Here is a 26732-nt window from a genome sequence, read left to right as displayed (position 1 = left end):
TGGACGGGAGATCAGTGGGAAGATCCTACCGAACTGTGAAATGGAAACTACAGAAACAGCAATGTGACGCCTACCAGAAGCACCATAATCAGCATCAGATCTGCGCATACACGAACGACATCTTTCAGGCGGACGCCATTCGGCAGGACGAGATGCCACAGCTTCGATTGATAGACCGGCAGCAGCACCAATGCGTAAGAAAGGCACAAAAAAGTGAATGCCGGCGGAACAAAAGCACAGCCTGCATCGTCCCAATCCCTCACAATTTCAGAAACACTCGTTCCATCTGATAAGAACAAACCAATCAGCAAGGCCAGCAGAACAAAGGACCCCAATTGAACATCAAACAGACGCATGCGTTGGTGGCAAGCAAGCCTGAGTGCCCAAAACCAGCCTATAGAATAGAAGAATAATAGAAAAATGATTGCACCAGCAGTAAAAACAACATCTGGCAGCCTATCGAGCAAAAAAACAAGCGGTACGGACACAGCCATAACCAAAAGCATGGAGGCACCCACAAACAAAAATACAGCCACATGAATAACAAAGCCATATAAACAAGAGCCGAGTCTCATGACAATCCCCCTTATTACATAGAATTTCTATGTATATACCTAAAAAATCAGGCAAGCTGGCACCTGCCAAAATAACAGCCTATTCGTCCGCACGCCGGAAATAACAGCGTAGCACAAGCACACGCCCCTATAAACCAAGGTGTCAGCAAAGATTGAAACAGCGCAGCAGGAACGAGATCAAACAGAAAAACAAACATAAAAATAACGTTCGGCACCATGGAAATAAGAATCGTATGTAAAACAAGCCGTTCACCGCGTTGCCCGAACTCCCTGACGCCTTGGTACCCAATCAGCACCCAATAGAGAATATAAGCAGCTAAAATCAGCCACACAGAAACAGAAATGCCTTTCCACACTGCATGAACAAAGGGAGATTCTAACCATGCATGCAATACCGTAATGATAATACCTGCTGCAAATAAAGCACTATTGCAGAAAAGATGGAATAATAAAAACGTACGGGCGGATACAGGCTGTTCTTTCTGAAAGGAAGATACAATCTCATCCGGTGTGCCAAAATCCCGAAGCAAACATTCCATGGCTTCCGCCTCACTCTTTCCCTCTTGAATGAAGTGAAACAAGTGGTGTTCAATATGGTTTTCGATCTCTTCGATCATCGCTTCACAATCAGAAACCCCTTTAAGCCCGTTTTTCACTTTATATAAATAAGTCTCTTTATCCATTCTGTCCGCCCCGCTTCAGCATTCGGTCCATCATGGCTGAAAACATGCTCCATTCCTTTGTGCGCTCTGCCAGGATCTCTCTGCCGTCTTCTGTAATCCGATAATACTTACGATCCGGGCCTTTCTCCTGCTTCTCCCAATAGGAAGAAATATATCCTTGCCGTTCAAGTTTATGAAGGGAAGGATACAATGTTCCCTCTTTCATTTGCAGTTCATGATCGCTGCGGCTTCCCATCTCTTTTACAAGCTCATAGCCATACATCGGCCTCTCACTCAGGAGCGTTAATACCAATATCACAGTGCTGCCTTTAATCAGCTCACGATTTAACATGACAAAACCCCTACCTAGTTTTCTTATGTAGCATTTTACGAAATCACCCTGATACTGTCAATTGATTCCTATAAACCTTTCATATTGTGATAAGCAGAAAATCTAACTATAATGAGATATAAAACATTGATGGAGGTTCAACACATGTCTATGCATAAAGCACTCACGATTGCCGGCTCCGATTCCAGCGGCGGCGCGGGAATTCAAGCTGATTTAAAAACATTTCAAGAAAAAAACGTATACGGGATGACGGCCTTAACGGTGATCGTCGCGATGGACCCAAACAACAGCTGGGACCATCAAGTCTTTCCGATCGATCCTGACACGATTCGCGCCCAGCTCGCAACGATTGTAGACGGCATCGGTGTGGACGCCATGAAAACAGGAATGCTGCCAACCGTTGAAATTATTGAGCTTGCGGCGAAAACGATCAAGGAAAAACAACTGCAAAACGTCGTGATTGATCCGGTTATGGTTTGCAAAGGGGCAAATGAGGTCCTTTATCCAGAGCACGCGCAAGCCCTGCGTGAACAATTAGCACCGCTCGCTACCGTGATTACGCCAAATCTGTTCGAAGCCAGCCAGCTCAGCGGCATGGGCGAATTAAAAACGATTGAAGACATGAAAGAAGCGGCGAAAAAAATCCACGCCCTCGGTGCTCAATATGTTGTGATTACAGGCGGAGGCAAGCTGAAGCACGAAAAAGCTGTAGACGTTCTGTATGACGGAGAAACAGCGGAAGTCCTTGAAAGCGAAATGATTGATACGCCTTATACACATGGCGCCGGCTGTACGTTCTCCGCAGCGGTGACAGCAGAACTCGCAAAAGGTGCGGAAGTCAAAGAAGCGATTTACGCGGCGAAAGAATTTATTACAGCTGCGATTAAAGAATCCTTCCCGCTGAATCAGTATGTCGGACCTACGAAGCATTCTGCTTTGCGCCTGAATAAGCAATCATAAGCGTAACAGGCTGCCTTATAAAGAGGCAGCCTGTTTTTATGTTCAATCTTACATATTGGGACGCTCTGTCGCATTCCATTTCACATCTTCGTAACCGTCCGCCTCAAAAATGTCTATATCACAAGAGTCTTTGTGCGTTTCATCTGCCGCTTCCATACTTGAAAGTAGTCCTCTTTTGCAACAGAAAAAACTGCCGATCACATCGGCAGCCTGTTTATTTGGTTTTTAAATTGTTCGCAGATGACCTCAAAAATGTTTCTATCGACTGAACAAAAAGTGCATATTCCTTCATTTGTTCATATGCCCGTGAAAGGGTTTCTGCCGCTTCACTATGCGGCGATGTTCCCCTAAGCATTTTTTTCAGCTGAAGAAGCACATCCTTATATTCTTCCCGCTTATCCTCAACATGATCCGCAGCCTTTTCTAAACATTCCGGTGTTATCTTCTGTTCATGTATATTCAAGAAAACAACTCCTTTTACAGAAAAAAATAGTAGGTTATCGTTGAAGAATAGCACAGATGGCACAGATTTCACATAAGAAAATAGGAGGATTTTCTACATAAGTGTCCAAATTCCGACTTTCATTTCAGATTTTCCATTTGATCTCGCTGTCACTTCATCATTTCCCGGGAAAGGAAAATATCTCGCACTGAATACCTCTTCCCCATGATTGATAAAGACTTCCACAGATGACGCGTCGATAAACATGTGCACTGTGTGCAGATTGCTGATTCGGCAATGTCTCACTTCTGTTCTTGTACCGTCAAAGCTTGTGCGCGTTAGCGTGATAAGCCCTTCTTCCTTCTGGAAAGAGAATGTGGCAGTGGCTCGGATATCGATTTCAAAACCAGACTCCGTATTAATGTCTTCAATCAAAATCTCAGCTCTTTCAGGATTTTCGACTGGCAGCGTACCAGACGATCCATACATGTTGATTTGAACTTCCTGCCCATTTTTCCGCATCGCTTTCAGCTCGGGAAGCGGCTGCTGAATCAGCTTCTCCCCTGATAGCGTCAGCTGTCTCGGCAGCGTCATGCAGTGAATCCAGTGATAATCTTTCGTCGGATGATCCTTCTCATCCTGATCAGGTACAGCCATCCACGCAAACAGTATCCGGCGTCCCTGATCGTCTTCAAGTGTTTGCGGCGCGTAAAAATCAAAGCCTTGATCAAGCTCCGTAAACGCAGCATGCATCAGCCCCATTTTTTCATAATCGAGCCGGCCTACAAAATATCCAGATTGATACACATTTTGATAATGATAGCCATCAGCTTCAAGTCCTTGGGGCGAGACAATCAGCACTTCGGAGCCTTGAAGAGAAAACAGGTCAGGGCACTCCCACATATACCCGAAACCGTTCAGTCCGTTGAGGCCGGCACCTGTTATCGGGCCGAGAAACGCCCATTCTATCAGGTTATCGGAAGTAAACAAAACAGCTTGGCCTTTCATGTTCTCCGTTTGTGCACCGATCACCATATACCATTTTCCTTCATGCTCCCACACCTTCGGATCGCGAAAATGAGCTGTATAGCCTTCCGGAAGGCGGGCGACAACACCTTTTTTCTCAAAGGTCAGGCCATCATCCGATACAGCAAGGCACTGATACGTTTCCCGATTCCCATCCTGATCCCTGACATTTCCTGTGTAAAACAGATAGAGCCGGTCATCCTTGACAACAGCGCTGCCCGAGTAGCAGCCGTTTTTATCAAACCAATCACTCGGAGCCAGCGCAATCTCTTCCCGCTTCCAATTCACAAAATCGCGTGTCGTATAATGCCCCCAAAACTTTGCGCCGTGCCCCGTCTGAAACGGCTGCCACTGAAAAAACAAATGATAGACTCCTTTCCAATACACCACGCCATTTGGATCATTCAGCAAACCAACCGGAGGCATAATGTGAAAGTGCTGGCGGTGCGGATCGCTGGCAGCGATATGTTCTTTTTTCTCAACTTCTTCATAAGCCCGGCGACGCAGCTCCTGATCATGTGCTGTCATTTTTTTCTCTCCTCATCTTCATTAATTTTCATGACAAACGCCGCAATGAATGCTGATACTGCTGCAATAACCATTCCAATCATATAGTTTACTAGATTTCCAAAGCCAAACGGTGCTGCAATGGCGATCATCGGAATGCCTGTTAACCCGTAAGCGTTTGCAGCAACATGTGTAAATACGACATACGCGCCGCCCAACGCGCCCCCGATCATGGCGGCGATAAACGGCTTCCGGTATCGAAGGTTCACCCCGAAAATGACAGGCTCTGTAATGCCTAGAAAAGCGGAAAATGCCGCCGGAAGAGCGATTTCCTTCGTTTTTGCCTTTTTCGCTAAAAAGAAGACAGCAAGGCCGGCCCCGCCTTGGGCGACATTCGCCATAGACCAAATCGGCAATAAATAGTTCCTGCCAAGATCTGAAATGAGCCCCGCCTCAATCGCATGGAAGCTGTGATGAACACCTGTCAGGACGATCAGTGAATAGGTGCCTCCGAAAAGAAGGCCTGCGACAAAACCGGCATGATCATACACATATGTTAAAGCAACAGTAATACCGGAGCCAAGCGCTCTTCCTAGAGGACCGATGGCAATAAATGCGACAAACCCGGTGACAATGACAGTAACAAAAGGCGTAACAAGCAAATCGACCGCATGCGGAACCACTTTTCTTGTCCATTTCTCTACCTTGCTCATGACGTAAACTGCCAGCAGAACAGGGATGACAGTTCCCTGATATCCGAGAAGCGCGATATCAAACCCGAAAAGATGCATATAATCAGGTGATGCTTCCGCCAGACCCCATGGATTCAAAAGAGTGGGGTGTATCATGATTCCCCCGATGACCGCTCCTAAATACGGATTGCTTCCAAACTCTTTTGAAGCGCTGACCCCGATCAAAATCGGCAGGAAGATAAATGCCGCGCTTGAAAACATATCGAGGAGCTGCAGCAGCGCAGAGTCCTTACTCATCCAATGAAAGGCATTGATCATTCCCAATAACCCCATTAACAGGCCGCTGGCTACGATGGCTGGAATGATCGGAACAAAAATATTCGAAAGCGTTTTCGCAAATCTCGCCGCAGGGTTCAGTTTCTCTTTAGCAGCATCCTGGTGATTCACATGTTCTTCACGCTCTACATCGGCTTCCTTAGAAAAAGCGTCATACACTTTATTGACAAGGCCTGTTCCAAAAATAATCTGGTATTGGCCTGAACTGCTGAAAGCGCCTTTGACGCCTTCAAGCTCTTCCACTTGCGATTGGTCAATCTTTGATTCATCCCTGATCACCAAACGCAGTCTTGTCGCACAATGAGCCGCGCTGATAATGTTTTCTTGTCCCCCGAGAAGCTCAATGAGGCGTTTTGCAGTCTCTTTGTAATCCATCTTCTTCTCCCCCTTTTATAAACAAAAAAGACCTAAAATTCGCCAACGAATAAAGGACACAGCGATCCTTTTTCATTTACGCAAATTTTAGGTCTTGCCTGCTTTACCAGTCACAATCCCGCTTATTCAAATAAAGAATACGCTTTCATCATAATTGATGACAGCGTTTTCGTCAACTGTTTTTTTAGATAAAAAGTGATGTAAAACATTTAGACAAAAAGTCGTAAATATTAATTGTGAAATACTTCACAATATCGTGCTATACTATGCTCATCTATCAAAGAAAGCAGGAAAAGACAATGGAAACTCAAGCATTGCAAAAGGTTGAACAGTATGCTTTAAGAAAACAAAACATATTCGTTTCAAGCAAAATCCGTTATTTGCTCAGATCCATTTTGGCCAGCATGTTTATCGGTTTTGGCATTACAGCCGCAAGCAAAACAGGCAGCTATTTCTCTATTGCTGACTCACCGTTTGCCTTTCCGGCTGCCGCTGTGACATTTGGAGCTGCTATTGTATTAATTGCCTACGGAGGCGGGGATTTATTCACCGGCAACACCTTTTATTTTACTTATACCGCACTCCGGAAAAAAATCAGCTGGCGAGACACCCTGTACCTGTGGTTTTTCAGCTATACCGGCAATTTGATCGGAGCCGTTTTGTTTGCGATACTTATCAGCGCAACCGGGCTCTTCGAGGGGGCATCCCATTCCTTTTTGATTCATCTGGCAGAGCACAAGATGGAGCCGCCTGCCTCAGAGCTGTTTTTCCGAGGAATGCTGTGCAATTGGCTTGTATGTCTCGCTTTTTTCATTCCGATGTCTCTCAAAGGAGAAGGGGCAAAGCTGTTTGCCATGATGCTTTTCGTTTTCTGCTTTTTTATTTCCGGTTTTGAACACAGCATTGCCAATATGTGCACATTTGCGATCTCACTTTTGATCGATCACCCTGATACAGTCACACTGGCGGGAGCAGCCAGAAACTTAATTCCTGTTACACTCGGCAATCTGGCCGCAGGAATTGTGATGATGGGCTGGATCTATCACACGCTGAATGCCGATCAATAAAAAAACTTCCAGAGATCACTCCCTGCAAGTCAAAGCGGTTATTCCGAGAGATCTTGAAGACGCTGGACATGCAGCGTGATATAGCCGGCCTCGGACTCCGGCAAATGTAATTGATATTCATTTTTCAGAAACTCCGCCAGCTCCAGCGCACATTGATAGGCAAATGAATACTTTTTTTGGATGAAATAAAGCATCTCTTCGTCCATGGCATGAAACGCTTCATTTGATTCCAACCGGCTGACCGCGTATCGCAAATGCGTGACAAGGCGTTGATAGGAAATGCTGTTTTCATCCACCTTTCGATTAAAGTAGTTTTCTATTTTCTCTATCATTTCTTTTATCATCGTCGTATGCTTCAGCGCTGAATACATACTCTCTGCATCCATCTTTGCCGTATGGATGTGAAGGGCAATATAACCCGCTTCATCTTCAGGCAGAGACACGCCCAATGTCTCTTTTACATGTCCGATCGCCCACAGGCCGATCTCGTATTCTTTTTTATAGAGCGCCTTTATCTCATGCAATAATTTATTTTGCACAAGCAGCCCATTTTGAATCCTTTCGATCGCAAAGGACAAATGGTCAGAAAGCGCGATATGAACATGGTCGCTCAGCGGCGCCGCGAGCTCCCCTTCCGCATAGCTGATGATATCCTCAGCTATGTCAATATGCTCCTCAGGCAGTGTTTGCAGGATTTGTTTAAATTTTTCATTCTCGTCGTGCACGACAAAAATCTTTTCTACTTTATTCATAGGGATGAGATCATTTTTCTTTTTTTGAAAAGCGATGCCCGGACCCATGACGATTTTTTCCTGATCATCCTCTTTGATTAAAGCCGCATTGTTGTTTAATACCTTATAGATTTTCAAGAGGCTCTCTCTCCCGCCAATTAGCTTTTATGACTGGGATTTTACCTCCTTTTGACCGCCATGTAAAGCTGCGGGCCGGCCCTCTCCTGCTTTGGCGATTCCTTGAAGGCTTGCAGACATCTTCTTTTATAGAGAGCGGCGGCTTTCGCTTTCTGTTTTTCTTCGTCATTCACAGCCATCCGCCATTCATAAAACGAAACCAGTCCTGCGGCTTGCACCGCCGCTTTTCTTTGATATGTACGCTGAGCCGAATAAATAGCGGCAGCCGCATGTTTTCGGTCCGGCGCCACCCAGTTCATCAAAAAGACCATCCACACCCGTAAAGATACAAGCAAACGTTTCATAGAAAAACATCCCTCCGCTTCTTTTTGGCAGGCAGCCTTTTTAGCAGCCCGTTTTTTCAGCCGCAGCTCACAGGAAAAGACGGCCGATTTCTTTTCTCGCAAACTAGCAGCTCTAGCAAAACTCATGACTCTATGATAGACCGTGGTAAGAGAATTCTTTGTCACAATATGAGTGAAAAAACAAACTAGTTTTAAGAAGTTTTGTTGAAAGCTGAAAGAAATGAAATGAAAATTGGAGAACCGCTTTAAAAAGTTTATACACAAGTTATCCCAAAGATAAGAACAACTTAATCACAAGAGATATCCACATGTCCACAAACCCCATCTATATTTTGTATAAGAACATATATTCCCAACTATATATATACACAGCTTTATTCACTTATACACAGGGTTCTGTGTATAACTCCTTCCTTATACACAACCAAAATCCAATAAATGGTCTAAATGACACAAGGATTTTTTTGAATTTTCAAGAAATATATACTAGATATTTAACACTTTTTCTAAACACAAAGGGGGAAACACATTGAAAAACGGGATTATTCGTTTTCTGCTTCTAGGTTTGGTTTTATTCTTTACGTTATCCACAGGCATTACAGGTGTACAGGCAGCACCGGTTTCTTCAAAAGGATCGGCGGATCTGGAAAAGGCCGAGGTATTCGGTGATATTGACATGACAACAAGCAAACAAACAACGGTGATTGTGGAATTAAAAGAAAAATCCTTAGCAGAGGCGAAAGAAGCGGGAGTAAACCAAACGAAAAGCAAGCTCAAAAACGCCCGCTCAAAAGCAAAAAATAAAGCCGTGAAAGCGGTGAAAAACGGAAAAGTAAAACGAGAATATGAGCAGGTATTCTCCGGATTTTCTATGAAGCTTCCAGCTAATGAAATTCCAAAACTTCTAGCAGTAGATGACGTTAAAGCTGTGTACCCGAACGTCACTTACAAAACAGACAATATCAAGGAGAAAGACATCACCATCTCCGAGGACGCTGTCTCTCCGCAAATGGATGACAGCGCGCCATATATCGGAGCAAATGATGCATGGGATTTAGGCTACACAGGGAAAGGCGTCAAAGTGGCTGTTATTGATACAGGGGTTGAGTACAATCACCCTGATCTGAAGAAAAACTTCGGACAATATAAAGGATACGATTTTGTAGACAATGATTACGATCCGAAAGAAACACCGACAGGCGATCAGAGAGGCGGAGCCACTGACCACGGAACACACGTGGCCGGAACTGTCGCTGCAAACGGTACGATTAAAGGCGTAGCGCCTGATGCAACACTTCTCGCTTACCGAGTTCTCGGACCGGGAGGAAGCGGCACAACAGAAAACGTCATCGCCGGTGTAGAACGTGCAGTTCAGGACGGAGCAGATGTGATGAACCTGTCTCTCGGAAACTCGTTAAACAACCCGGATTGGGCGACGAGCACAGCGCTTGACTGGGCCATGTCAGAAGGCGTTGTCGCCGTTACATCAAATGGCAACAGCGGACCAAACGGCTGGACAGTGGGATCGCCAGGCACATCCAGAGAAGCGATTTCTGTCGGCGCAACGCAGCTCCCGCTCAATGAATACGCCGTCTCATTCGGCTCTTACTCTTCAGCAAAAGTCATGGGCTATGACAAAGAAGAGGACGTAAAGGCGCTTCACAATAAAGAGGTTGAGCTTGTCGACGCTGGCCTCGGCGAAGAAAAGGACTTTGAAGGAAAAGATCTGAAAGGCAAAGTGGCACTCGTCAAACGGGGCAGCATTGCTTTTGTGGATAAAGCAGATAACGCAAAAAAAGCAGGCGCCATCGGCATGGTTGTGTATAACAACCTGTCCGGAGAAGTTGAAGCCAATGTGCCAGGCATGTCAGTACCAACGATTAAGCTTTCATTAGAAGACGGCGAAAAACTCATCAGCGCCATGAAAGCAGGCGAGACAAAAGCAACATTCAAGTTGACGGTCTCAAAAGCGCTCGGTGAACAGGTTGCCGATTTCTCATCCCGCGGCCCTGTTATGGACACGTGGATGATTAAGCCGGATATTTCCGCGCCAGGCGTCAATATCGTCAGCACCATTCCGACACATGATTCTGACAATCCATATGGCTACGGGTCAAAACAAGGAACAAGCATGGCATCACCTCATATTGCCGGAGCGGTTGCCGTTATCAAACAAGCTAAACCGAAATGGAGCGTTGAACAGATCAAGGCTGCCATCATGAATACCGCCGTCACATTAAAGGATGGCGACGGAGAAGTATATCCGCATAACGCTCAAGGCGCAGGCAGCGCAAGAATTATGAACGCGATCAAAGCCGACTCGTTCGTCACACCGGGAAGCTACTCGTACGGCACATTTTTGAAGGAAAAAGGAACCGAAACGAAAAAAGAAACCTTTACAATTGAAAACCAATCTTCCATTAGAAAATCATACACGCTAGAATACTCATTTAACGGAAGCGGCATTTCCACATCCGGCACAAGCCGTGTTGTGATTCCGGCTCATAAAACCGGAAAAGCCACTGCAAAAGTAAAGGTCGACACAAAGAAAACAAAAGCAGGCACCTATGAAGGAACAGTCATCGTTAGAGAAGGCGGAAAAACCGTCGCCAAGGTTCCTACATTGCTGATCGTAAAAGAGCCGGATTATCCGAGGGTAACGTCTGTCTCAGTTAATGAGGGCTCTGAACAAGGCACCTATGAAATTGAAACCTACCTTCCTGCGGGAGCGGAAGAGCTAGCATTTCTCGTCTATGACAGCAACCTTGACTTTGCAGGCCAAGCAGGTATTTATAAACATCAAGATAAAGGCTATCAGTACTTCGACTGGGACGGCACGATCAATGGGGGCACAAAGCTCCCAGCCGGTGAATATTATATGCTCGCCTATGCAGCCAACAAAGGAAAATCAAGCCAAGTTCTGACCGAAGAGCCGTTTACTGTTGAATAAAAAGCAGCCCTGCCGAGAAACATCGGCGGGGCTTTTTTCATACAGGCTTTAGCGGCTTCATGCCTCAGCAAACGCCTCCTGTAAAAGGCGATAAGAATGAAGTTTATCCTCAAATCGGTTCGTAATGGTCACCGCCATGATTTCCTCTGTACCATAAGCCTTACTCAAGGACATCAGCTGTTCCTTGACCTGTTTTTTCGTACCGACAATCATTCGGTTTCTGTTATCAGCAATTCGTCTTTGTTCATAAGGAGAGTACGTATTTTGCCGGACAGCTTCATAATCAGGAACGCCTTCTAAAGGTATGCCCTGCTCACCCGCCAAGAGAGTAAAATCAAGCACTGCCCCCAGCTGCTCCGCTTTCTCTTCTGTATCCGCACATAGAACAAAAACAGCAACTGCCGCCCGAGGTGTTTCTCCTAACACAGACGGCTTAAATCGTCTCATATATTGTCTGACCGTATCCTCCCCGCCCTCGCCATTGATAAAATGGGCAAACATATAGCCGGCACCCGATTCAGCGGCGAGCAGCGCGCTTTCTCCAGATGAACCGAGCAGCCACACATCAGGCGCAGTTGAAATATGCGGCGCAGCCGTTAAATTAGGAAACCGGTGACTGTCATCCGCCAAATCATGCAAATACATCGTCAGCTCCTTGATTTGCTGCGGGTACTGATCGGCATTGCGTTTCCCGCCGTCATTCAGCGCCCAAGATGCAATCGGCATTCCTCCCGGCGCTCTGCCTAGGCCGAGATCAATTCTTCCCGGAGTCAAACCTTCCAGCACACGAAAATTCTCCGCTACTTTATAGGCACTGTAGTGCGGCAGCATGACACCTCCTGATCCCACCCTGATCCGGTTCGTTTTCGCCGCAATGTGGCTGATCAGCACCTCTGGACTGGACCCTGCCAGACGCTTTGAAAAGTGATGCTCTGAAACCCAAAATCTCTTATACCCAAGATCCTCAGCCGCCTGGGCAAGCTCAACAGTTTCCCGTAATGCCGTTTCTGCAGAGCTTCCCTCGGACACCGGAGATTGATCTAATATACTTAATGATAACATCCCTACCACCTCGTCCTCATCGTATCACTGATCCATTATTTTTTCTTCTAAGCCGCTCACACTGTTCATCAGTGTCCCCCGATCAATCGTCATTTATTTGGTCATCTTGTCTCTATTTGTCGGAATATGTTACACGTGAAACATAAAAACCTCTCCGCCAGCGGAGAGGTTTCACATTTAGTTCTTATTAAAGCCTTTTTCTTTCACATATTCATTTAAGTACGTACGCGGTTTCTGCTTCATAAAGTTCAGAATTTGATCAGACCACGTTTCCACTCGCTGACCGTTTGTTCTTTCTCTATAATAATCAGAAATGGTTTTGTCATATGCACTCATATGTTTACGAAAATCCTCTTCATTCACGTTATAGGTATTTTCATGATATACAGCCTGCTTCGGCAATCTCGGTTTTTTACCGGATAGGTTGGCAGGATGTCCTACAGCCAGGCCAAAAAGCGGGAGCACATGGTCAGGCGTTTGCAGCACCTCTGTCACCTTGTCCAGTTCATTCCGAATGCCTCCGATATAACATATGCCAAGCCCCATTGATTCTGCGGCGATGCTCATATTTTGAGCCGCAAGCGCAGCATCAATTAAACTGACCATAAACATTTCCGTATTTTCCAGCAGCTCAGAAATATGTTCGCCTTTTTCTTCAGCCAGTTTTTGATGTCGGTACAAGTCCGCACAAAAAACAAAAAAGTGCCCGTTATTTTCTACATAAGGCTGATTCCCCGCAAGCACAGACAGTTCACGCTTTTTCTCCGGATCGGAAACACCGATAATCGAATAAGCCTGCACATAGCTGGACGTAGGCGCAGCCTGCGCGCTTTTCACTAATGTATCAATTTCCTCAGCTGTCAGAAGCTGATCAGTAAAAGATCGGATCGACCGATGGTTTAAAATGGTTTCAATTGTGTTGTTCATCACAAGGACCTCCTTATCTGTTTATCATATCCCAAAAAAAGTGAAGTCAAAAGTGAAATGCTCTGAAACAAAAAAAGACAGCCCTTTAGAGGCTGTCTGCATTTTATGAATTAAACAAATAACTTCTGTATCTCGTCAACTGAACACTCGCATTATACACAATCCCGAAGCCGATCAGCGTGGAAAGTGTAGAGCTTCCCCCGTAGCTGACAAACAGCAGCGGAATCCCGGTAACAGGCATAATACCGATATTCATCCCAATATTCTGGAATGTGTGAATCACTATTAACGCCGTATAGCCAACGCAAAAGAAAGAAGCGAAACGGTTAAACGGATGTATTTTATCAATCAGAACGACAAGCCTATAGATTAAGAAGAAGAACATGATGACGACAAAGGCACAGCCTAAAAATCCAAAGGATTCACCTATTATAGAAAAAATGAAGTCAGTCGTACTTTCTGGAACATAAACCTTTAAATCAGAAATACCATTTCCTACAATGCCACCAGATCCTATGGCCATGATAGCTTGATCAACCTGCCAGCTGCTATTTGCATCTTCCTGCGTCTCACTTGAATCAGAAACCCAAGAAGTGACCCGCTTAATTTGATAATCCTGTATCCCAACTGATTTAGCAACGTCAGGAAAGTTAAGCATGACTAATAAAATGAGTGAAATAAATAGAATACCTGAACCGGCAATGATCGTGATCAACTTCCAATTTATCCCTGACATAAAAACCATTACAAGAACGATAAACATACATATTCCCGCCGTCCCAGCATCTTGCATCAGGATAAGACCAACAGGGATAACCGCTACACCCGCAATCTTTAATAAAAGGTGAATATCATCCCTAAGCGTCCGAACTCCTTTAGGGTTAGCTTTTCCGATGACTGACGCAATCATCATAATCAAACCAACCTTCATAAACTCTGACGGCTGTATAGTTATTCTTCCAATTCTAAACCAACTTTTTGCTCCTTTAATGACAGGTGCAATGGACTCAGGGCTGATTTTAAGAATAATCAAAGATAAAATACCAATGATAAAAATATATAAACTTAATTTTTCAAGCTGTTCTAAATCAAAGTACAGAAGAACTGTAATGGCAACAGCCCCCAAAAAATAAAACACAATTTGCTGTATCCAATCCGTATTCCCATACTGCCCAAACTGACCGGCAGCATAAATTGATACTACGCTTATGATAAAAAACACACCAAATATAAAAATCAAATCCCCCTGATAAAAGGGGCTTTGCTGTTTCTTATATCGACTCATTCTATCCCGCCTTACATTTTCATCGGAAAATCACTAATGTTTATTATACATGAACCACGTTCAAGATGACACGTGAAGCTCGTTTCCTTTTTTGTTTTTTGCGCGCATTAGCGGCGCTTTTTCAGCTACACGAAATATGACGTATCATAAACCGAAATGTTTCGATTGACACAAAACTTTTCATATGAAAAAAACCCTATTTCTCAAGGGTTATGAATGCAGCCTCTTATTAAATAAGTTGATTTGCTCAAAGATTTATTGAATGTTCCTATCGTACATCAAGTTCCCAGAAAACCAATGCCTAAGTAAACAAACTGTTCCATTCACGGTTTCCATACATTCTCCTAGCGGATTGGCGATAAAAAATAAGGCAATAGTGCCAGACCATTTCTGCAAATACCTGTATCAATTTCTGGAAAACATGGTATAATAATTGTAACAAAACGTTCACAAAACAACCACAAAACAGACACAATTCATTTCCTCTACTTCATTTTTGTAAACGCTGTCACAAAATGAAAGGAGACGGGTATGATGGACATGTTTTTTGCTTATTTATTGGTTGCCAGCGCTACTCCCCTCTTTATTTGGCTCGATAACAAAAAAGTCGCACTCTCTGCTATTCCGCCAATTATTTTAATGTGGGTATTCTTCTTCTTTTACGCAACAGAAAGCCTTTCTCCACTCGGACACACTCTCATGATTATCCTGTTTGCCGTCAACGTCATTGTCGCTCATATCGCGGCCTTTATCATTTATGGCCTTCCTTACCTTCGCAGAAAGCGAAGCAGCAGCTGAAACAGCAAAAAACCCTCTTCTGACGAAGAGGGTTTTTGCTTATTTGTTATGGCCTGAGTGCTCTGAGTGTTCAGCGCCTCCAGGAGGATTTCCGTCCATGTGGTCACCGTGATGATAGTGAGCCGCGAAAATCCAGATGGATCCAAGCACGATAACGATCGCGCCGAAGAATCCGAACAGCGTGTTTCCGACTTGGATACCGCCGTTTTCGCTCTCTGTCATGTGCATGAACATGAGAAGCTGGAGCGCCGCCTGAATGAAGGCGAAGCCGAAAATGATCCAAAGTTTTGCTGATGGACTCAATTCAGTATACACTGCAACCCATAGAGCCAGCAGGGTCAAAACAATAGACAGTGCAAAACCTACAATGTGCTTCCATGGAAAGTGACTGTGTTCAGCAGATTTGTTTGCCATTTTACAGACCCCCCAATCCCATGAGATAGACACCTGTAAAGATGAAAATCCATACAACATCTAAGAAGTGCCAGTACAAGCTTGAGATAAAGATTTTAGATGAAGTTTGCGGAGTTAAGCCGCGTTTCTTCAACTGAATCAGAATTCCTGTAATCCAGAAAATACCGATTGTTACGTGAGTTCCGTGAGTTCCAAGTAAAACAAAGAATCCAGACCAGAACGCACTTGTACCGAGAGATGCTCCTTCATGTACATAGTGGACAAACTCGTTGATCTCACAACCGACGAAGCCGGCGCCGAGAAGAAGAGTAATAATTGTCCAAATGACTACGCCTTTTAAACTTCCGCGGCGCATTTCATGAACAGCGATCCCGCAGGTAAAGCTGCTGATAAGCAGCAAGAACGTCATAATCATTACCAGATTCACTTCAAACAGTTCGTCCGGTAAGACACCTCCTGCTGTTCTGTTTTGAAGAACGAAGAAGGTTGCAAATAGTGTTGAGAACAACACAATTTCTGCCCCTAAAAAGATCCAAAACCCGAGAATATTAAGTCTGCCGGTTTCAGATTGATATTCCATAGGCGCGTTAGAATTGCCGTGTTCTGCATGTTCCATAACTCACGCCTCCTTATTCGGAAATCTTTCTTTCCGTCTCTTTTATTTCATCAACACTAACGTAGTAGCCATTGTCGTATTCGAATGAACGCAGAACCATGCAGAGCAGGACTCCGATCAATCCGACTACGCCCATCCAGTACCATTCAAAGACAAGTCCAAAGCCGGCGATACCGAAGGCAACAGACATAAAGAACGGTCTGCCTGAGTTGCTTGGCATATGGATTTTCTTGAATTTGCTTTCAGGGTATAATTCAGTTTTTTCTTCTTTCATATGCAGGAATGCATCTTGAGATTTGACTTCAGGAAGCACCGCAAAGTTGTAGTGCGGCGGAATCGCAGATGAAGTCGCCCAATCAAGCGTACGTCCCACACCCCATGAATCTCCGCTGATTTCACGAGTAGAGTAACGGAAGCTGTAGTAGATGTTATAGCAAAGGATTAAGAATCCTACACCCATCATGAAAGCTCCGACTGTTGAGATAAAGTTCAATGTTGTCCAGCCGTCATTCGGTCCGTATGTGTAAATACGGCGAGGCATGCCTTGAAGCCCCAAGAAATATTGCGGGAAGAAACAAATATTGAACCCGATCATAAAGATCCAGAAGAACCATTTTCCGATTTTTTCGTTAAGTTTGTGGCCGAACATTTTTGGATACCAGAAAATAAATCCTGCGAAACAAGCAAATACAGTACCCGCGATCAGCACGTAGTGGAAGTGAGATACCAGGAAGTACGTATTATGGTATTGATAATCCGCTGCTGCCATCGCAAGCATAACCCCTGTAACCCCGCCGATAACGAAGTTAGGAATGAACGCAAGCGCCCACAGCATAGGCGTTGTAAAGCTGATTCGGCCTTTATACATTGTAAAGAGCCAGTTAAAGATTTTAACCCCGGTCGGAATCGAGATTGCCATTGTCGTAATTGAGAAGAATGAGTTAACGGACGCACTGTTCCCCATTGTGAAGAAGTGGTGAGTCCAAACTAAGAAACTCAATACGGAGATGGCGATAATAGAACCGACCATCGCTTTGTAACCAAACAATTGTTTTCTTGCAAAGCTTGAGATAATTTCTGAGAAAATACCGAACGCCGGAAGAATAACGATATATACTTCAGGATGTCCCCAAATCCAGAACAGGTTGGCCCAAAGCATCGGCATACCGCCTGCTTCCAGTGTGAAAAAGTGAGCGCCGAACAAACGATCAAATGATAAGAGTGCTAAAGCTACTGTAAGCACAGGGAAAGCAAACACGATAATAACCATTGTGATCAGTGTTGTCCATGTGAACATTGGCATACGCATCAGTGTCATGCCTTTTGTTCTCATTTTTAAGATTGTGACCATAAAGTTGATCCCTGTCATCAGGGTACCGATCCCGGCAATCTGAAGTCCGAGGAGGTAGTAGTTCTCACCCGGTCCAGGGCTCATGTCGTTACTTGCAAGCGGCATATAACTTGTCCAGCCTGCGTTCGGAGAACCTCCGATAACGAAAGAAATATTGAAAAGCATAGCCCCTACGAAGAACGTCCAGAAGCTCAGGTTGTTCAAGTAAGGAAATGCAACGTCGCGAGCACCGATTTGAAGAGGTACAACAACGTTAATAAGACCGATTAAAAACGGCATCGCCATGAAGATAATCATGATCGTACCGTGAGTCGTAAAAATTTCATTATAGTGGTTTGAGTCTAAAAAACTGTTATTCGGAAGCGCTAGCTGGGCACGCATCATCAAACCGTCGACACCGCCGCGGAATAACATAATTACAGCAGAGATAATATACATGATTCCGAGTTTTTTGTGGTCAACAGTTGTTATCCATTCAGACCAGAGCCATTTCCATTTCTTGAAGTAGGTAAGTACAACAATGATGGCGATGGTAGATAGTGCAATGGAAACTTGTGCGCCCAGAATTAATGGGTCACCTGTTACAAAAAATTCATCCCATTTAAATTTCATGCGGGCTTCCTCCTTTCCTGATCAATATCATTCTTCTGTATCATTAGACTTCTTAAATTCATTTTCCTTTACGTTTTCAAACGGATCTGTTTTAGAGTGCGGTGAAACGGCTTGATAGCCAAGGCGTTTGCGGGCCTCCATCGCGTATTCTGCGTCTTGTCCGTGATCAACGTATTTTAAGTGAGTAGAAGAGAACGTTAATTCGTCCACATTTTCAGGAAGCATCAATTGATCATACTTCTCTTTTGTCAGCTTAGGAGCCTCATTTTGAGTCTTTTTCACCCAGCTGTTAAAGTCTTTTTCTGTTACAGCATTCACATCAAACTCTTGGTCGGCAAAATGTTCACCTGTGAAGTTCGCGTTGCGGCCCTCATAAGTTCCCACTTCATCAGCCTGTAAGTATTGATCCATCAGCATTCCTGCCATCGCGTATTTTTGTCCTCCAAGCTGAGGAATCCATAGCGATGCCATTGAATCTGCAGATGAGATTTTAAACAAGATCGGGCGGTCGACAGGAATGTTTAAGTAGTTGACCGTTTCAATATCCTGTTCAGGGTAGCTGAATACCCATTTCCAGTCTACCGAAGTAGCGTAAACAACAAGAGGCTCTTTATCCTTTGTTGCTTCAGGAGCTTTTTCTAACGAATATATCGTCTGTACGGTTGGCACAGAAAGTGCGATGACGATTAAAATTGGGATCACTGTCCAGACTACTTCTAAGAACGTGTTACCGTGAATTTCTGGGTTATAAGATCCATTATCTTTGCCTTTACGGTCGCGGTATTTTACTAAAATAATGGTAAATAGAACAAAGACGACCCCGACAATAAACAGCATAAATCCGATAGATAACAGGATTAAATCACTTTGCTGATCAGCCACAGGCCCTTTCGGATCTAGTACTGAGGCATTGCTGCATCCCCCAAGGACGAAAACCACAGTTAACAGCGCTAATACAAGTAACGGTTTTATTGCTCTGAACAAGAAGATCACCATCCTTCCTATTGATGTAATAAATCTGAAGTGCATACTTCCTCAAAATCTTTTCTCTACTTTGTTATGCTATCAAAAACTTCACTTATTAGCTTTATTTTTTTATAAACTTCAGCCCATTTTCGCTTAAATGTCATAAAATCGACAAAAATTGCTCCAACTTTATTCATATCTATCGCTTAAGATGAAAAGTTTCTAGTTATTTCCGCATATAAGTAAAGAAAGATGATGAAGAACTAATTCTACTGACAAATAAAGGTTTACCACAATAAAAAACCAAGGTCAATCAAAAATTTCATTTTGTTAAACATTCTACAAGGGAATTAATTTTTCCTTGCCTAGCACCTTTTCACACGATTACCATTTTAACGCAACCAATATTGAAAGAAAAGGCTCAATAGAGCGGCGATATGCTCTGAACTGATCCCGCTTTTTTATTAGCACATTCAATTGTTTATCTTATACAAAAAGGAGGAATGATATAAGCAAATAAATTTAAAATAGGATGTGTTGCATGATGAGTTTCATAATTTCACTTATCGTCGCTATTATTATCGGATGGGTTGGCAGCCTGTTTGTAAAAGGAGATATGCCCGGAGGAATTATCGGGTCGATGATCGCAGGTCTTATCGGTGCCTGGATCGGCCACGGGCTGCTTGGAACATGGGGACCGCACCTTGCCGGATTTGCCATTATCCCGGCGATTATCGGTTCAGCCATTGTTGTATTTCTAGTAAGCCTCTTAGCAAGAAAAAGAGGATAAGAGCGACAGAGCCCAAAGCGTCACGTTTTGGGCTCTTTTTTCAATAGTAAAAAGCCTCTCCCTTAACGGTTGAGGCTTTTTACTTGTTTGACGCCTAAACAATGGATAAACCTGTTGAAGGCCTGTTTTCCTTCAGGTGTCTGTTTAAATACGCCGGCATGTTCAAGAATGCGTGCGAATACATGGCCAAGCTCTTCTTTTATAACCTGTTCCGCATTCCCTTTTGTTATGGTTCTTCTTTCCATCAGACGAAGAGCCCAATCCTTATGTTTAGCCGTCAGCTCATTTTCTTCTAATGCTGTTTTCGGATCAGCAGAGCACAGGGACGCTGCCGTTGCTTTCATTTCTTCCTGTAAACGGCCCGGCAAAATCGCTAAGCCCATAACCTCAATCAGGCCGATATTTTCTTTTTTAATATGATGAACCTCCTGATGAGGATGGAAGATTCCTAATGGATGCTCCTCATCCGTCCGATTGTTTCTCAGCACGATGTCGAGTTCATATGAGCCTCCCCTGCGTCTTGCAATCGGTGTGACCGTATTATGTGGCGTATCACCTGTGAAGGCGGCTATGCCGGCTTTTTCATCTGAATATTGCTGCCATGCACGGAATATATGGTCCGCTGCGTCAGCGACAATATGCGGATCGTCTCCCTGAAGCCTGAGCACAGACATCGGCCATTTCACTAAGCCCAGTGACACGCCGGGATAACTGTTTAATTCATATCTGTCCGTCATTTCGGCACGCGCCATCGGAAAATCGTGCGCCCCGCCTTGAAAATGGTCGTGGCTTAGAATGCTGCCTCCGACAATCGGCAGGTCTGCGTTTGATCCAATAAAATAATGCGGATATTGCCCGAGGAATGAAAGCAGTCTTTCAAACGTCTTTTTGCTGATCTCCATCGGTTCATGCTCACCCTTTAAAACGATGCAATGCTCCGGATAATACACGTATGGAGAGAACTGCAAATACCATTGCTCGTCTCTGAGAATAACAGGAATAATTCTGTGATTCTGCCGGGCCGGATGGTTCACACTTCCCTCAAAGCCGACATTTTCCTTACAAAGCACACACGGCGGATAATTCGTCTGCGTCTGTTCTTTGGCAGCCGCAATCGCCTTCGGGTCCTTTTCGGGCTTTGACAGGTTAATTGTCATTTCCAGCTCGCCATATTCGGTCGGCACCGTCCAATGAACGTTTTTGGCGATTCTGTCAGACCTGATATAATAGACATCCTCTGCATACTGATAAAACTCTTTTGTCGCCTGTTTCGGTCCGTATAACGCCTTTGTCTCTTCAAACTTGCGGATGACCTCAGACGGAGGCGGGACAAAACAGCCCATCAGCTTTGCACTGAGCAAATCTCGATAGGTGTCTGTATTTGCTTCTATACGGCCGGTTTCTGCCGCCCACTTGTAAATGGGAGAAAGCAAGTCAGGAAGACGCTGGCTCTGCTTAATGAGTGTGCTTGAGACCGGCTGGGGATGTTTGATGTCCAGCGCTTCATAAAGTCGGTTTCTCGTGTATTCCTGATCCCAAATCGATATCAGTTTTCGTTCCAGCCCATACTCGATCAGCTGTTCCAGATGTTCAAAAATGCTCATGTGTCACTCCCCCTTTAGTTCTCTCGCTCCTTCACCAATATCAGCGACATAAAAATCCGCTCTGAGTCCTGTTTTTTCTTGATATTTGTCTCCAACCTTTTGGATAAAGTCATCAACAAAATCATCCTTTACAATACTGATCGTGCAGCCGCCGAAACCCGCTCCCGTCATTCTTGAGCCGATCACTCCTTCTTGCTCCCACGCTGCAAATACGAGCTCATCGAGTTCCGGGCATGTCACCTCGTAATCATCCTTCAATGAAAGGTGGGATTCCTTCATTAACCGCCCGATTTCCTGAATATTGTTTTCTTTAAACATGTCGGCGGTCTTGATGGCGCGGTGGTTTTCATATACGGCGTGCTTTGCGCGGCGTCTGTTCGTTTCATTTTGGATCAGGCCAGAGTGGGCGTCGAAGTCAGAAGGCTTGATGTCGCCAAGTGATGTAATGTCGAGCTCCTTTTGCAGATCCAGCAACGCGTCACTGCACTCTTGGCGTCTCGCATTATAGCTTGAGTCCGCCAATGTCCTTTTTTTGTTCGTGTTCGCAATAACCAGCGCAAGCCCGGAGACATCGAGTTTGCTATATTCATAGTCCAGCGTATCGCAGTTCAGAAGCATCGCATGATGTTCTTTCCCCATTCCGATTGCGAATTGATCCATAATTCCGCAATTGACACCGATAAATGTGTTTTCCGCATGCTGCGCCATTTTGACAAGCTCCAGCGCATCGAGTTGAGGATGAAAATAGCTTTGGAGCACGACCGCCATCAGCAGCTCAATGGAAGCGGAAGATGAAAGCCCTGCCCCGTTTGGAATATTCCCTGAAAACACGATGTCAAAGCCATGCGGAATCGAATAACCCCTTTGCTGAAATTCATATATGACGCCTTTCGGATAATTGGCCCAGTCATCTTCTTTTTGATAACGGATGCCGTCAAGATTGCATTCCTTTATGCCGGCTTCCTGAAAGTTGTCCGAATACAATCTGACCAGCCCGTCTTTTCTTTCTGCAACAGCAGCATATGTACCCATGGTCAGCGCGCACGGAAACACGTGCCCGCCGTTATAATCCGTATGTTCTCCAATCAGATTCACTCTTCCCGGTGCGAAAAAAAACCGTAATCCCTCTTTCTCTCCGAATACACTTGCAAATATCCCCTTCAACTCTTCCCGCATGTGCATCACCTTTCATGGTTTTTATTTTTTGTTTCCCGGCCTTTCTGTAACGAAAACGGAAGATCATATGCTGCCGCCCTTGTCATACCCCTTCTTCTTTTGTCTTTTTAAAGACGAGCCATTTGCTTGCGACATAGTTGACGACAACAATCACCGCATTGTCGAGTATTTTGGCCAGCGTTTCATTTGTATGGAACTGTCCGACAAGGATGATCATCATGCCAAGGTCTATGCCGAGAGACAGCACCCGAACGCTGAAAAAGGCAGTGAGCTCTTTAAGCAGGCTTTGCAGGTCATCTGTCTTCTGCTGAAACACATATACTTTATTTGTGATGTAAGCAAACAGAACAGACAAAATCCAAGCGGCTACTGTAGCAGCTTTATAATCCACATTCATGATCTCTACCAATATATAAAAGCTGGCGATATTCACGATTGTCGTGAAAACCCCCATAATGATATACATAATCATTTCTCTATACTTCACTGATGTTCCTCGCTTTCTGAAAAACTTTTCAAATTTCTTAGCTTTGCGTATTCGCGGTTAAAAGTAACAAAAACGGAAAGCGCGTCAAAAAAGCTGCGGAATGTGGCCGGATGGCCCAATACACGCGATTGTTTGATGATTCCGTCAAGCACCGCACATATTATTTTAGCCGTATATACAGGATCAATACTGTCGTCAACCAGCTTTCTCTCCTTCAGCCAATGAATATATGAAGTATTTTCTTCCACCCACAATTCGTATAGCCCTACATAAGCCTTGCATTTTTGGACAGCTTTAAAGGTCGGCATATTCATTGCAAACGAGGTGATGTCCCATGATGGTTTATTTTTGTAGTAAGAAAACAGCAGCTCTGCGGCATGTTTTGCAGCCTCATGCAGCGTCAGCGGTTTCGCAGATGTCCGCTCGATTTCATCCAGGTAGCCGATGATAATCTGTTTTTTCATTTGATGATTTTCGAAGATATGCTGCAGGAAGTCTTCCATGTTGTCAAAATGAACATAAAATGCGCCTTTACTGTACCCGGCAGCTCTGCTGATTTCTTCCACAGACACAGGGTCATACGCTCGGTCAATCAATAGATTCAAGCCAGCCTCTATAAATTTTTCAAATGTTTGCTCTCTTTTAATTTGAAATTTGTTTTTTTTCATATTTTTCTCCAGCCGGTATGATTACCCTTATCTTACACCGGATCAATCTTTTGCGGTATTTATTTCTTTCCAGAGGTATGCTATTCGGTTGTTAAGGGGTCATATTTAATAGGCAATAGGATTTATTTTCATTTACATACTATCCAGTCAGTATTTAATTGTTTATTATTATAAATAAGGTCCATTGGTTATATTAGTCATTTTTTTAGGGAATAGGTAGGTGATTTTTCCTTCAGTTTGTGAACACCGAGCAACTATGTGTGAAATTTGTTGTACTCGCCTCATCATCGCACCGGCTTGCCTTTTATTGCCAGGATGTTGCAGGAAAACATTTTATACAATTGGAGGTTACTATGAAAACTCAAGTTAAAAAAGATTTGGACAAAGATTGGCATATGTTGATTCAAGAAGCTAGATCCATTGGGTTAGGCATTCATGATGTGAGGCAGTTTTTAGAATCTGAAACAGCGATGAGGAAAACCAATCACAAAAAAACCGTCCGCCAAGACTAATCCGGACAGGCGGATCTTTTACCTCTGGCTTTTCTATCATCTGATCTGAGTTTTCACCATTTCCTCTATTCGATAGCTTATATACTGCGCCGATTTTGAGGACAAACGGTGTTTCAGCCTAAAATATGACAGACAGCTGGTGATGCGGTCACCTCTTGGCACATGCATTGTCATAAAGAGGTGATGCGAACATGAAACCGGACTTTAGAAAAAGAGCAGCTTTGCAAGGCTGCATTTGGTGAGGTTTTGAAAGCAAACTTGTTAATATACAGCAGCTGGAAAACCTTCGCCCGTTTTATACCCCCGCGTTCTTATCTTCACGTTTCCTGCTTTTTTCGTCCACTTTATGATCCTGAAGAATAAATCAGACTTTCTGTACATACCTATTGGTGTACCTTTATGCTTATTTTTCAGCAGAATAAAAGGAGGAAAGCCATGTACAGATCGCAAGCTGATTACCAAAAGATTGCTGGGTCTCCATCTTTTCAAGCCTTTTTGAAGCAGAAACGGGCCTTTATTGTTCCAACTGCGATTTTCTTTTTTGTCTTTTATTTTTCACTCCCTGTTTTAACGTCTTATTTCACCTTTTTGAATACTCCGGCAGTTGGTGCTGTTTCATGGGCTTGGCTGTTTGCTATCGCTCAATTCGCTATGACGTGGACACTCTGTACGGTGTATTCCCGAAAGGCAGCTCGTTACGACCAATTTGTAAACGCTTTAAAAGAAGAGCTGAAGGGTGAACAGACATGAACCTGACAGCGTTTCTGTTATTTGTAGCGATTGTCGGACTGACGCTTGTGATTACGTATTTTGCAGCGAAACAAACGAAAACGACGAGTGAGTTTTATACGGCCGACGGCGGGCTCACCGGTGTTCAGAATGGACTGGCAATTGCCGGCGACTACATGTCTGCCGCGTCGTTCCTCGGCATTGCCGGAATGATTGCGTTATATGGGTTCGACGGATTTTTTTACAGCATCGGTTTTCTTGTCGCTTATCTCGTTGTCCTCTATATCGTGGCGGAGCCGCTTCGGAATCTCGGAAAGTATACGATGGCGGACATGATTGCGGCGCGTTTTAAAGAAAAGAAGATCCGCGGTGTCGCCGCTCTCAATACCATCGCCATCTCTACCTTTTATATGATCGCTCAGCTCGTGGGGGCAGGGGCGCTGATTAAACTGCTGCTTGGGCTCGATTATACCGCGGCCGTTCTGATTGTCGGAGTGCTCATGACCATTTATGTCGTGTTCGGCGGAATGATCGCGACGAGCTGGGTTCAGATTATCAAAGCCGTTTTGCTGATGGCCGGCACCCTCGTCATCTCCATCATCGTTTTTTCTAAATTTGGTTTTAACCTTAATACAATGTTTGAGCAAATGAAAACCGCTACCCCGCTTGGCGCTGATTTTTTAAATCCAGGGAACAAATACAAGGTCCCGCTTGAAACCCTGTCGCTGAATTTGGCACTTGTGCTGGGGACCGCCGGCCTTCCGCATATCTTAATTCGCTTTTATACAGTTAAGGATGCCAAAACTGCCCGGGCATCAGTCGTTTCAGCAACGTGGATCATCGGTGTGTTTTACATTATGACGGTATTTCTCGGATTTGGCGCAGCCGCGTTTGTCGGTTTTGACTCGATTACAGCGGCCGATCCAGCAGGAAACATGGCGGCGCCGCTTCTGGCAAAAGCACTCGGGGGAGATTTCCTGTTCGCGTTTGTATCAGCCATCGCCTTTGCCACGATTTTGGCAGTGGTGACAGGCTTGGTGCTGTCTGCCGCTTCAGCGTTTGCCCATGATATCTACAGCCAGATTATCAGAAAAGGAGAAGCAACTGAGAAAGAACAGATGAAAGCGGCCAGATGGGCATCTGTCGCCGTGTCAGTGCTGTCTATCATTCTTGCGATTTTTGCTCAATCCTTAAATGTCGCCTTTCTTGTCGCATTGGCATTTGCCGTTGCCGCCAGCGCAAACCTTCCGCTGATTGTGTTTACTGTGTTTTGGAAAAGATTCAATGCCTCAGGCGCATTATGGGGCAGCGTGACTGGGCTGATTAGTGCTCTTGTCCTCGTGTCGATGAGCCCGAGTGTATGGGACCCGGCCGGAGGTGCTATTTTTGTAGGCGAGCCGCTCATCCCGTTGTCTAATCCGGGCATCATTTCGATTCCGCTCGGTTTCCTCGGTGCGTGGCTTGGAACGCTTCTGTCTTCTGATAAAACGGCTAATGAAGATACATTTGCGGAAATTCAGGTGAAGGCGCATACGGGAATTCATATGGATCAAGATTAAAAAAGACTCTCTAAACAGA

General features: G+C 44.5%; 27 protein-coding genes. 8 read left to right on the top strand and 19 right to left on the bottom strand.

Annotated elements, in window-relative coordinates; genetic code table 11:
• Positions 1-47 precede the first annotated feature (47 nt).
• Genes KXD37_RS07470 through KXD37_RS07460 form a run of 3 tightly spaced genes read right to left on the bottom strand, consistent with a single transcriptional unit; the run spans position 48 to position 1589 of the window.
• Positions 48-575, bottom strand: a complete 528-nt coding sequence (locus tag KXD37_RS07470) for a hypothetical protein (RefSeq protein ID WP_024123274.1) — start codon at positions 573-575, stop codon at positions 48-50.
• 47 nt (positions 576-622) lie between these two features.
• Positions 623-1258 (bottom strand): permease prefix domain 1-containing protein, encoded by a 636-nt coding sequence (locus KXD37_RS07465; RefSeq protein ID WP_151174599.1) that lies wholly within the window; start codon positions 1256-1258, stop codon positions 623-625.
• On the bottom strand, positions 1251-1589 hold the full coding sequence (locus tag KXD37_RS07460; RefSeq protein ID WP_095712745.1) for a PadR family transcriptional regulator: 339 nt from the start codon (positions 1587-1589) through the stop codon (positions 1251-1253). The genes KXD37_RS07465 and KXD37_RS07460 overlap by 8 nt, the downstream gene beginning before the upstream one ends.
• A gap of 144 nt (positions 1590-1733) precedes the next feature.
• On the opposite strand from KXD37_RS07460, the gene KXD37_RS07455 reads away from it, so the two are divergent.
• On the top strand, positions 1734-2549 hold the full coding sequence (locus KXD37_RS07455; protein ID WP_024123277.1) for a bifunctional hydroxymethylpyrimidine kinase/phosphomethylpyrimidine kinase: 816 nt from the start codon (positions 1734-1736) through the stop codon (positions 2547-2549).
• A 214-nt stretch (positions 2550-2763) separates the two neighbouring features.
• Here the strand turns inward: KXD37_RS07455 and KXD37_RS07450 are convergent, their stop codons facing one another.
• The 3 genes from KXD37_RS07450 to scrA form a co-directional block, all read right to left on the bottom strand.
• Positions 2764-3012 carry a hypothetical protein gene (locus KXD37_RS07450; RefSeq protein ID WP_024123279.1) on the bottom strand — a complete coding sequence of 83 codons (249 nt, stop codon included), beginning with the start codon at positions 3010-3012 and terminating at the stop codon, positions 2764-2766.
• Positions 3013-3105: 93 nt separating this feature from the next.
• Positions 3106-4545 (bottom strand): sucrose-6-phosphate hydrolase, encoded by a 1440-nt coding sequence (gene sacA / locus KXD37_RS07445; protein WP_255002237.1) that lies wholly within the window; start codon positions 4543-4545, stop codon positions 3106-3108.
• Positions 4542-5927 (bottom strand): PTS system sucrose transporter subunit IIBC, encoded by a 1386-nt coding sequence (scrA, locus tag KXD37_RS07440; protein WP_106019761.1) that lies wholly within the window; start codon positions 5925-5927, stop codon positions 4542-4544. The genes sacA and scrA overlap by 4 nt, the downstream gene beginning before the upstream one ends.
• Positions 5928-6226: 299 nt before the next feature.
• Between scrA and KXD37_RS07435 the strand changes: the two genes are divergently transcribed.
• Positions 6227-6994: a formate/nitrite transporter family protein gene (locus KXD37_RS07435; RefSeq protein WP_106019762.1), complete on the top strand. Its 768-nt coding sequence runs from the start codon at positions 6227-6229 to the stop codon at positions 6992-6994.
• A 38-nt stretch (positions 6995-7032) separates the two neighbouring features.
• Here KXD37_RS07435 and sacT read toward each other — a convergent pair whose 3' ends face one another.
• Together sacT and KXD37_RS07425 are read right to left on the bottom strand one after the other, a co-directional pair.
• Positions 7033-7863, bottom strand: coding sequence for a sac operon transcriptional antiterminator SacT (gene sacT / locus KXD37_RS07430; RefSeq protein ID WP_101864325.1), 831 nt, complete (start codon positions 7861-7863; stop codon positions 7033-7035).
• A gap of 41 nt (positions 7864-7904) precedes the next feature.
• The gene (locus tag KXD37_RS07425; protein WP_059292278.1) at positions 7905-8207 is read right to left on the bottom strand and encodes a hypothetical protein; all 303 of its coding nucleotides are present in this window, start codon (positions 8205-8207) and stop codon (positions 7905-7907) included.
• A gap of 529 nt (positions 8208-8736) precedes the next feature.
• Between KXD37_RS07425 and KXD37_RS07420 the strand changes: the two genes are divergently transcribed.
• Positions 8737-11157 carry a S8 family peptidase gene (locus KXD37_RS07420; RefSeq protein WP_263463454.1) on the top strand — a complete coding sequence of 807 codons (2421 nt, stop codon included), beginning with the start codon at positions 8737-8739 and terminating at the stop codon, positions 11155-11157.
• Between the two features lie 57 nt (positions 11158-11214).
• On the opposite strand, the gene KXD37_RS07415 is transcribed toward KXD37_RS07420, so the two are convergent.
• From KXD37_RS07415 to rodA, 3 genes are all read right to left on the bottom strand, one after another.
• Positions 11215-12219, bottom strand: a complete 1005-nt coding sequence (locus tag KXD37_RS07415) for an LLM class flavin-dependent oxidoreductase (RefSeq protein ID WP_127696357.1) — start codon at positions 12217-12219, stop codon at positions 11215-11217.
• A 177-nt stretch (positions 12220-12396) separates the two neighbouring features.
• Positions 12397-13146: an oxygen-insensitive NADPH nitroreductase gene (gene nfsA, locus KXD37_RS07410; RefSeq protein ID WP_188323365.1), complete on the bottom strand. Its 750-nt coding sequence runs from the start codon at positions 13144-13146 to the stop codon at positions 12397-12399.
• Between the two features lie 103 nt (positions 13147-13249).
• The gene (gene rodA, locus KXD37_RS07405) at positions 13250-14431 is read right to left on the bottom strand and encodes a cell shape-determining peptidoglycan glycosyltransferase RodA (protein ID WP_263463453.1); all 1182 of its coding nucleotides are present in this window, start codon (positions 14429-14431) and stop codon (positions 13250-13252) included.
• Positions 14432-14962: 531 nt separating this feature from the next.
• Between rodA and ywcE the strand changes: the two genes are divergently transcribed.
• A complete protein-coding gene (gene ywcE, locus KXD37_RS07400) occupies positions 14963-15229 on the top strand; it encodes a spore morphogenesis/germination protein YwcE (RefSeq protein WP_081638379.1) in 267 nt (88 codons plus the stop codon).
• A 39-nt stretch (positions 15230-15268) separates the two neighbouring features.
• On the opposite strand, the gene qoxD is transcribed toward ywcE, so the two are convergent.
• Genes qoxD through qoxA form a run of 4 tightly spaced genes read right to left on the bottom strand, consistent with a single transcriptional unit; the run spans position 15269 to position 19215 of the window.
• The gene (gene qoxD, locus KXD37_RS07395; protein ID WP_103671833.1) at positions 15269-15643 is read right to left on the bottom strand and encodes a cytochrome aa3 quinol oxidase subunit IV; all 375 of its coding nucleotides are present in this window, start codon (positions 15641-15643) and stop codon (positions 15269-15271) included.
• A gap of 1 nt (position 15644) precedes the next feature.
• On the bottom strand, positions 15645-16259 hold the full coding sequence (gene qoxC / locus KXD37_RS07390; protein WP_003236031.1) for a cytochrome aa3 quinol oxidase subunit III: 615 nt from the start codon (positions 16257-16259) through the stop codon (positions 15645-15647).
• Between the two features lie 13 nt (positions 16260-16272).
• Positions 16273-18222 (bottom strand): cytochrome aa3 quinol oxidase subunit I, encoded by a 1950-nt coding sequence (gene qoxB, locus KXD37_RS07385; protein WP_010332354.1) that lies wholly within the window; start codon positions 18220-18222, stop codon positions 16273-16275.
• A 27-nt stretch (positions 18223-18249) separates the two neighbouring features.
• Positions 18250-19215 carry a cytochrome aa3 quinol oxidase subunit II gene (gene qoxA, locus KXD37_RS07380; protein ID WP_263463505.1) on the bottom strand — a complete coding sequence of 322 codons (966 nt, stop codon included), beginning with the start codon at positions 19213-19215 and terminating at the stop codon, positions 18250-18252.
• A gap of 517 nt (positions 19216-19732) precedes the next feature.
• Between qoxA and KXD37_RS07375 the strand changes: the two genes are divergently transcribed.
• The gene (locus KXD37_RS07375; RefSeq protein WP_010332356.1) at positions 19733-19978 is read left to right on the top strand and encodes a GlsB/YeaQ/YmgE family stress response membrane protein; all 246 of its coding nucleotides are present in this window, start codon (positions 19733-19735) and stop codon (positions 19976-19978) included.
• A gap of 62 nt (positions 19979-20040) precedes the next feature.
• Here the strand turns inward: KXD37_RS07375 and galT are convergent, their stop codons facing one another.
• From galT to KXD37_RS07355, 4 genes are all read right to left on the bottom strand, one after another.
• On the bottom strand, positions 20041-21582 hold the full coding sequence (galT, locus tag KXD37_RS07370; RefSeq protein ID WP_106019766.1) for a UDP-glucose--hexose-1-phosphate uridylyltransferase: 1542 nt from the start codon (positions 21580-21582) through the stop codon (positions 20041-20043).
• A gap of 3 nt (positions 21583-21585) precedes the next feature.
• Complete coding sequence (locus tag KXD37_RS07365) at positions 21586-22758, bottom strand: galactokinase (protein WP_263463452.1); 1173 nt, start codon at positions 22756-22758, stop codon at positions 21586-21588.
• Positions 22759-22840: 82 nt separating this feature from the next.
• Positions 22841-23224: a GtrA family protein gene (locus KXD37_RS07360; RefSeq protein ID WP_024123295.1), complete on the bottom strand. Its 384-nt coding sequence runs from the start codon at positions 23222-23224 to the stop codon at positions 22841-22843.
• Positions 23225-23241: 17 nt separating this feature from the next.
• Positions 23242-23913: a TetR/AcrR family transcriptional regulator gene (locus tag KXD37_RS07355; protein WP_095712734.1), complete on the bottom strand. Its 672-nt coding sequence runs from the start codon at positions 23911-23913 to the stop codon at positions 23242-23244.
• A 353-nt stretch (positions 23914-24266) separates the two neighbouring features.
• On the opposite strand from KXD37_RS07355, the gene slrA reads away from it, so the two are divergent.
• The 3 genes from slrA (at position 24267) to KXD37_RS07340 (ending at position 26713) form a co-directional block, all read left to right on the top strand.
• The gene (slrA, locus tag KXD37_RS07350) at positions 24267-24425 is read left to right on the top strand and encodes a transcriptional regulator SlrA (RefSeq protein ID WP_044159932.1); all 159 of its coding nucleotides are present in this window, start codon (positions 24267-24269) and stop codon (positions 24423-24425) included.
• A gap of 435 nt (positions 24426-24860) precedes the next feature.
• The gene (locus KXD37_RS07345; RefSeq protein ID WP_024123298.1) at positions 24861-25175 is read left to right on the top strand and encodes a DUF485 domain-containing protein; all 315 of its coding nucleotides are present in this window, start codon (positions 24861-24863) and stop codon (positions 25173-25175) included.
• Positions 25172-26713 (top strand): cation acetate symporter, encoded by a 1542-nt coding sequence (locus KXD37_RS07340; RefSeq protein ID WP_263463451.1) that lies wholly within the window; start codon positions 25172-25174, stop codon positions 26711-26713. The genes KXD37_RS07345 and KXD37_RS07340 overlap by 4 nt, the downstream gene beginning before the upstream one ends.
• The last annotated feature ends 19 nt before the right edge of the window (positions 26714-26732 follow it).

Source organism: Bacillus sp. XT-2, from assembly GCF_025696525.1.
In the GTDB taxonomy this organism is placed as follows: Bacteria; Bacillota; Bacilli; order Bacillales; family Bacillaceae; genus Bacillus; species Bacillus halotolerans.
The sequence above is the reverse complement of the archived record's forward strand: the minus strand, read 5'-3'. Positions and strand labels throughout refer to the sequence as shown.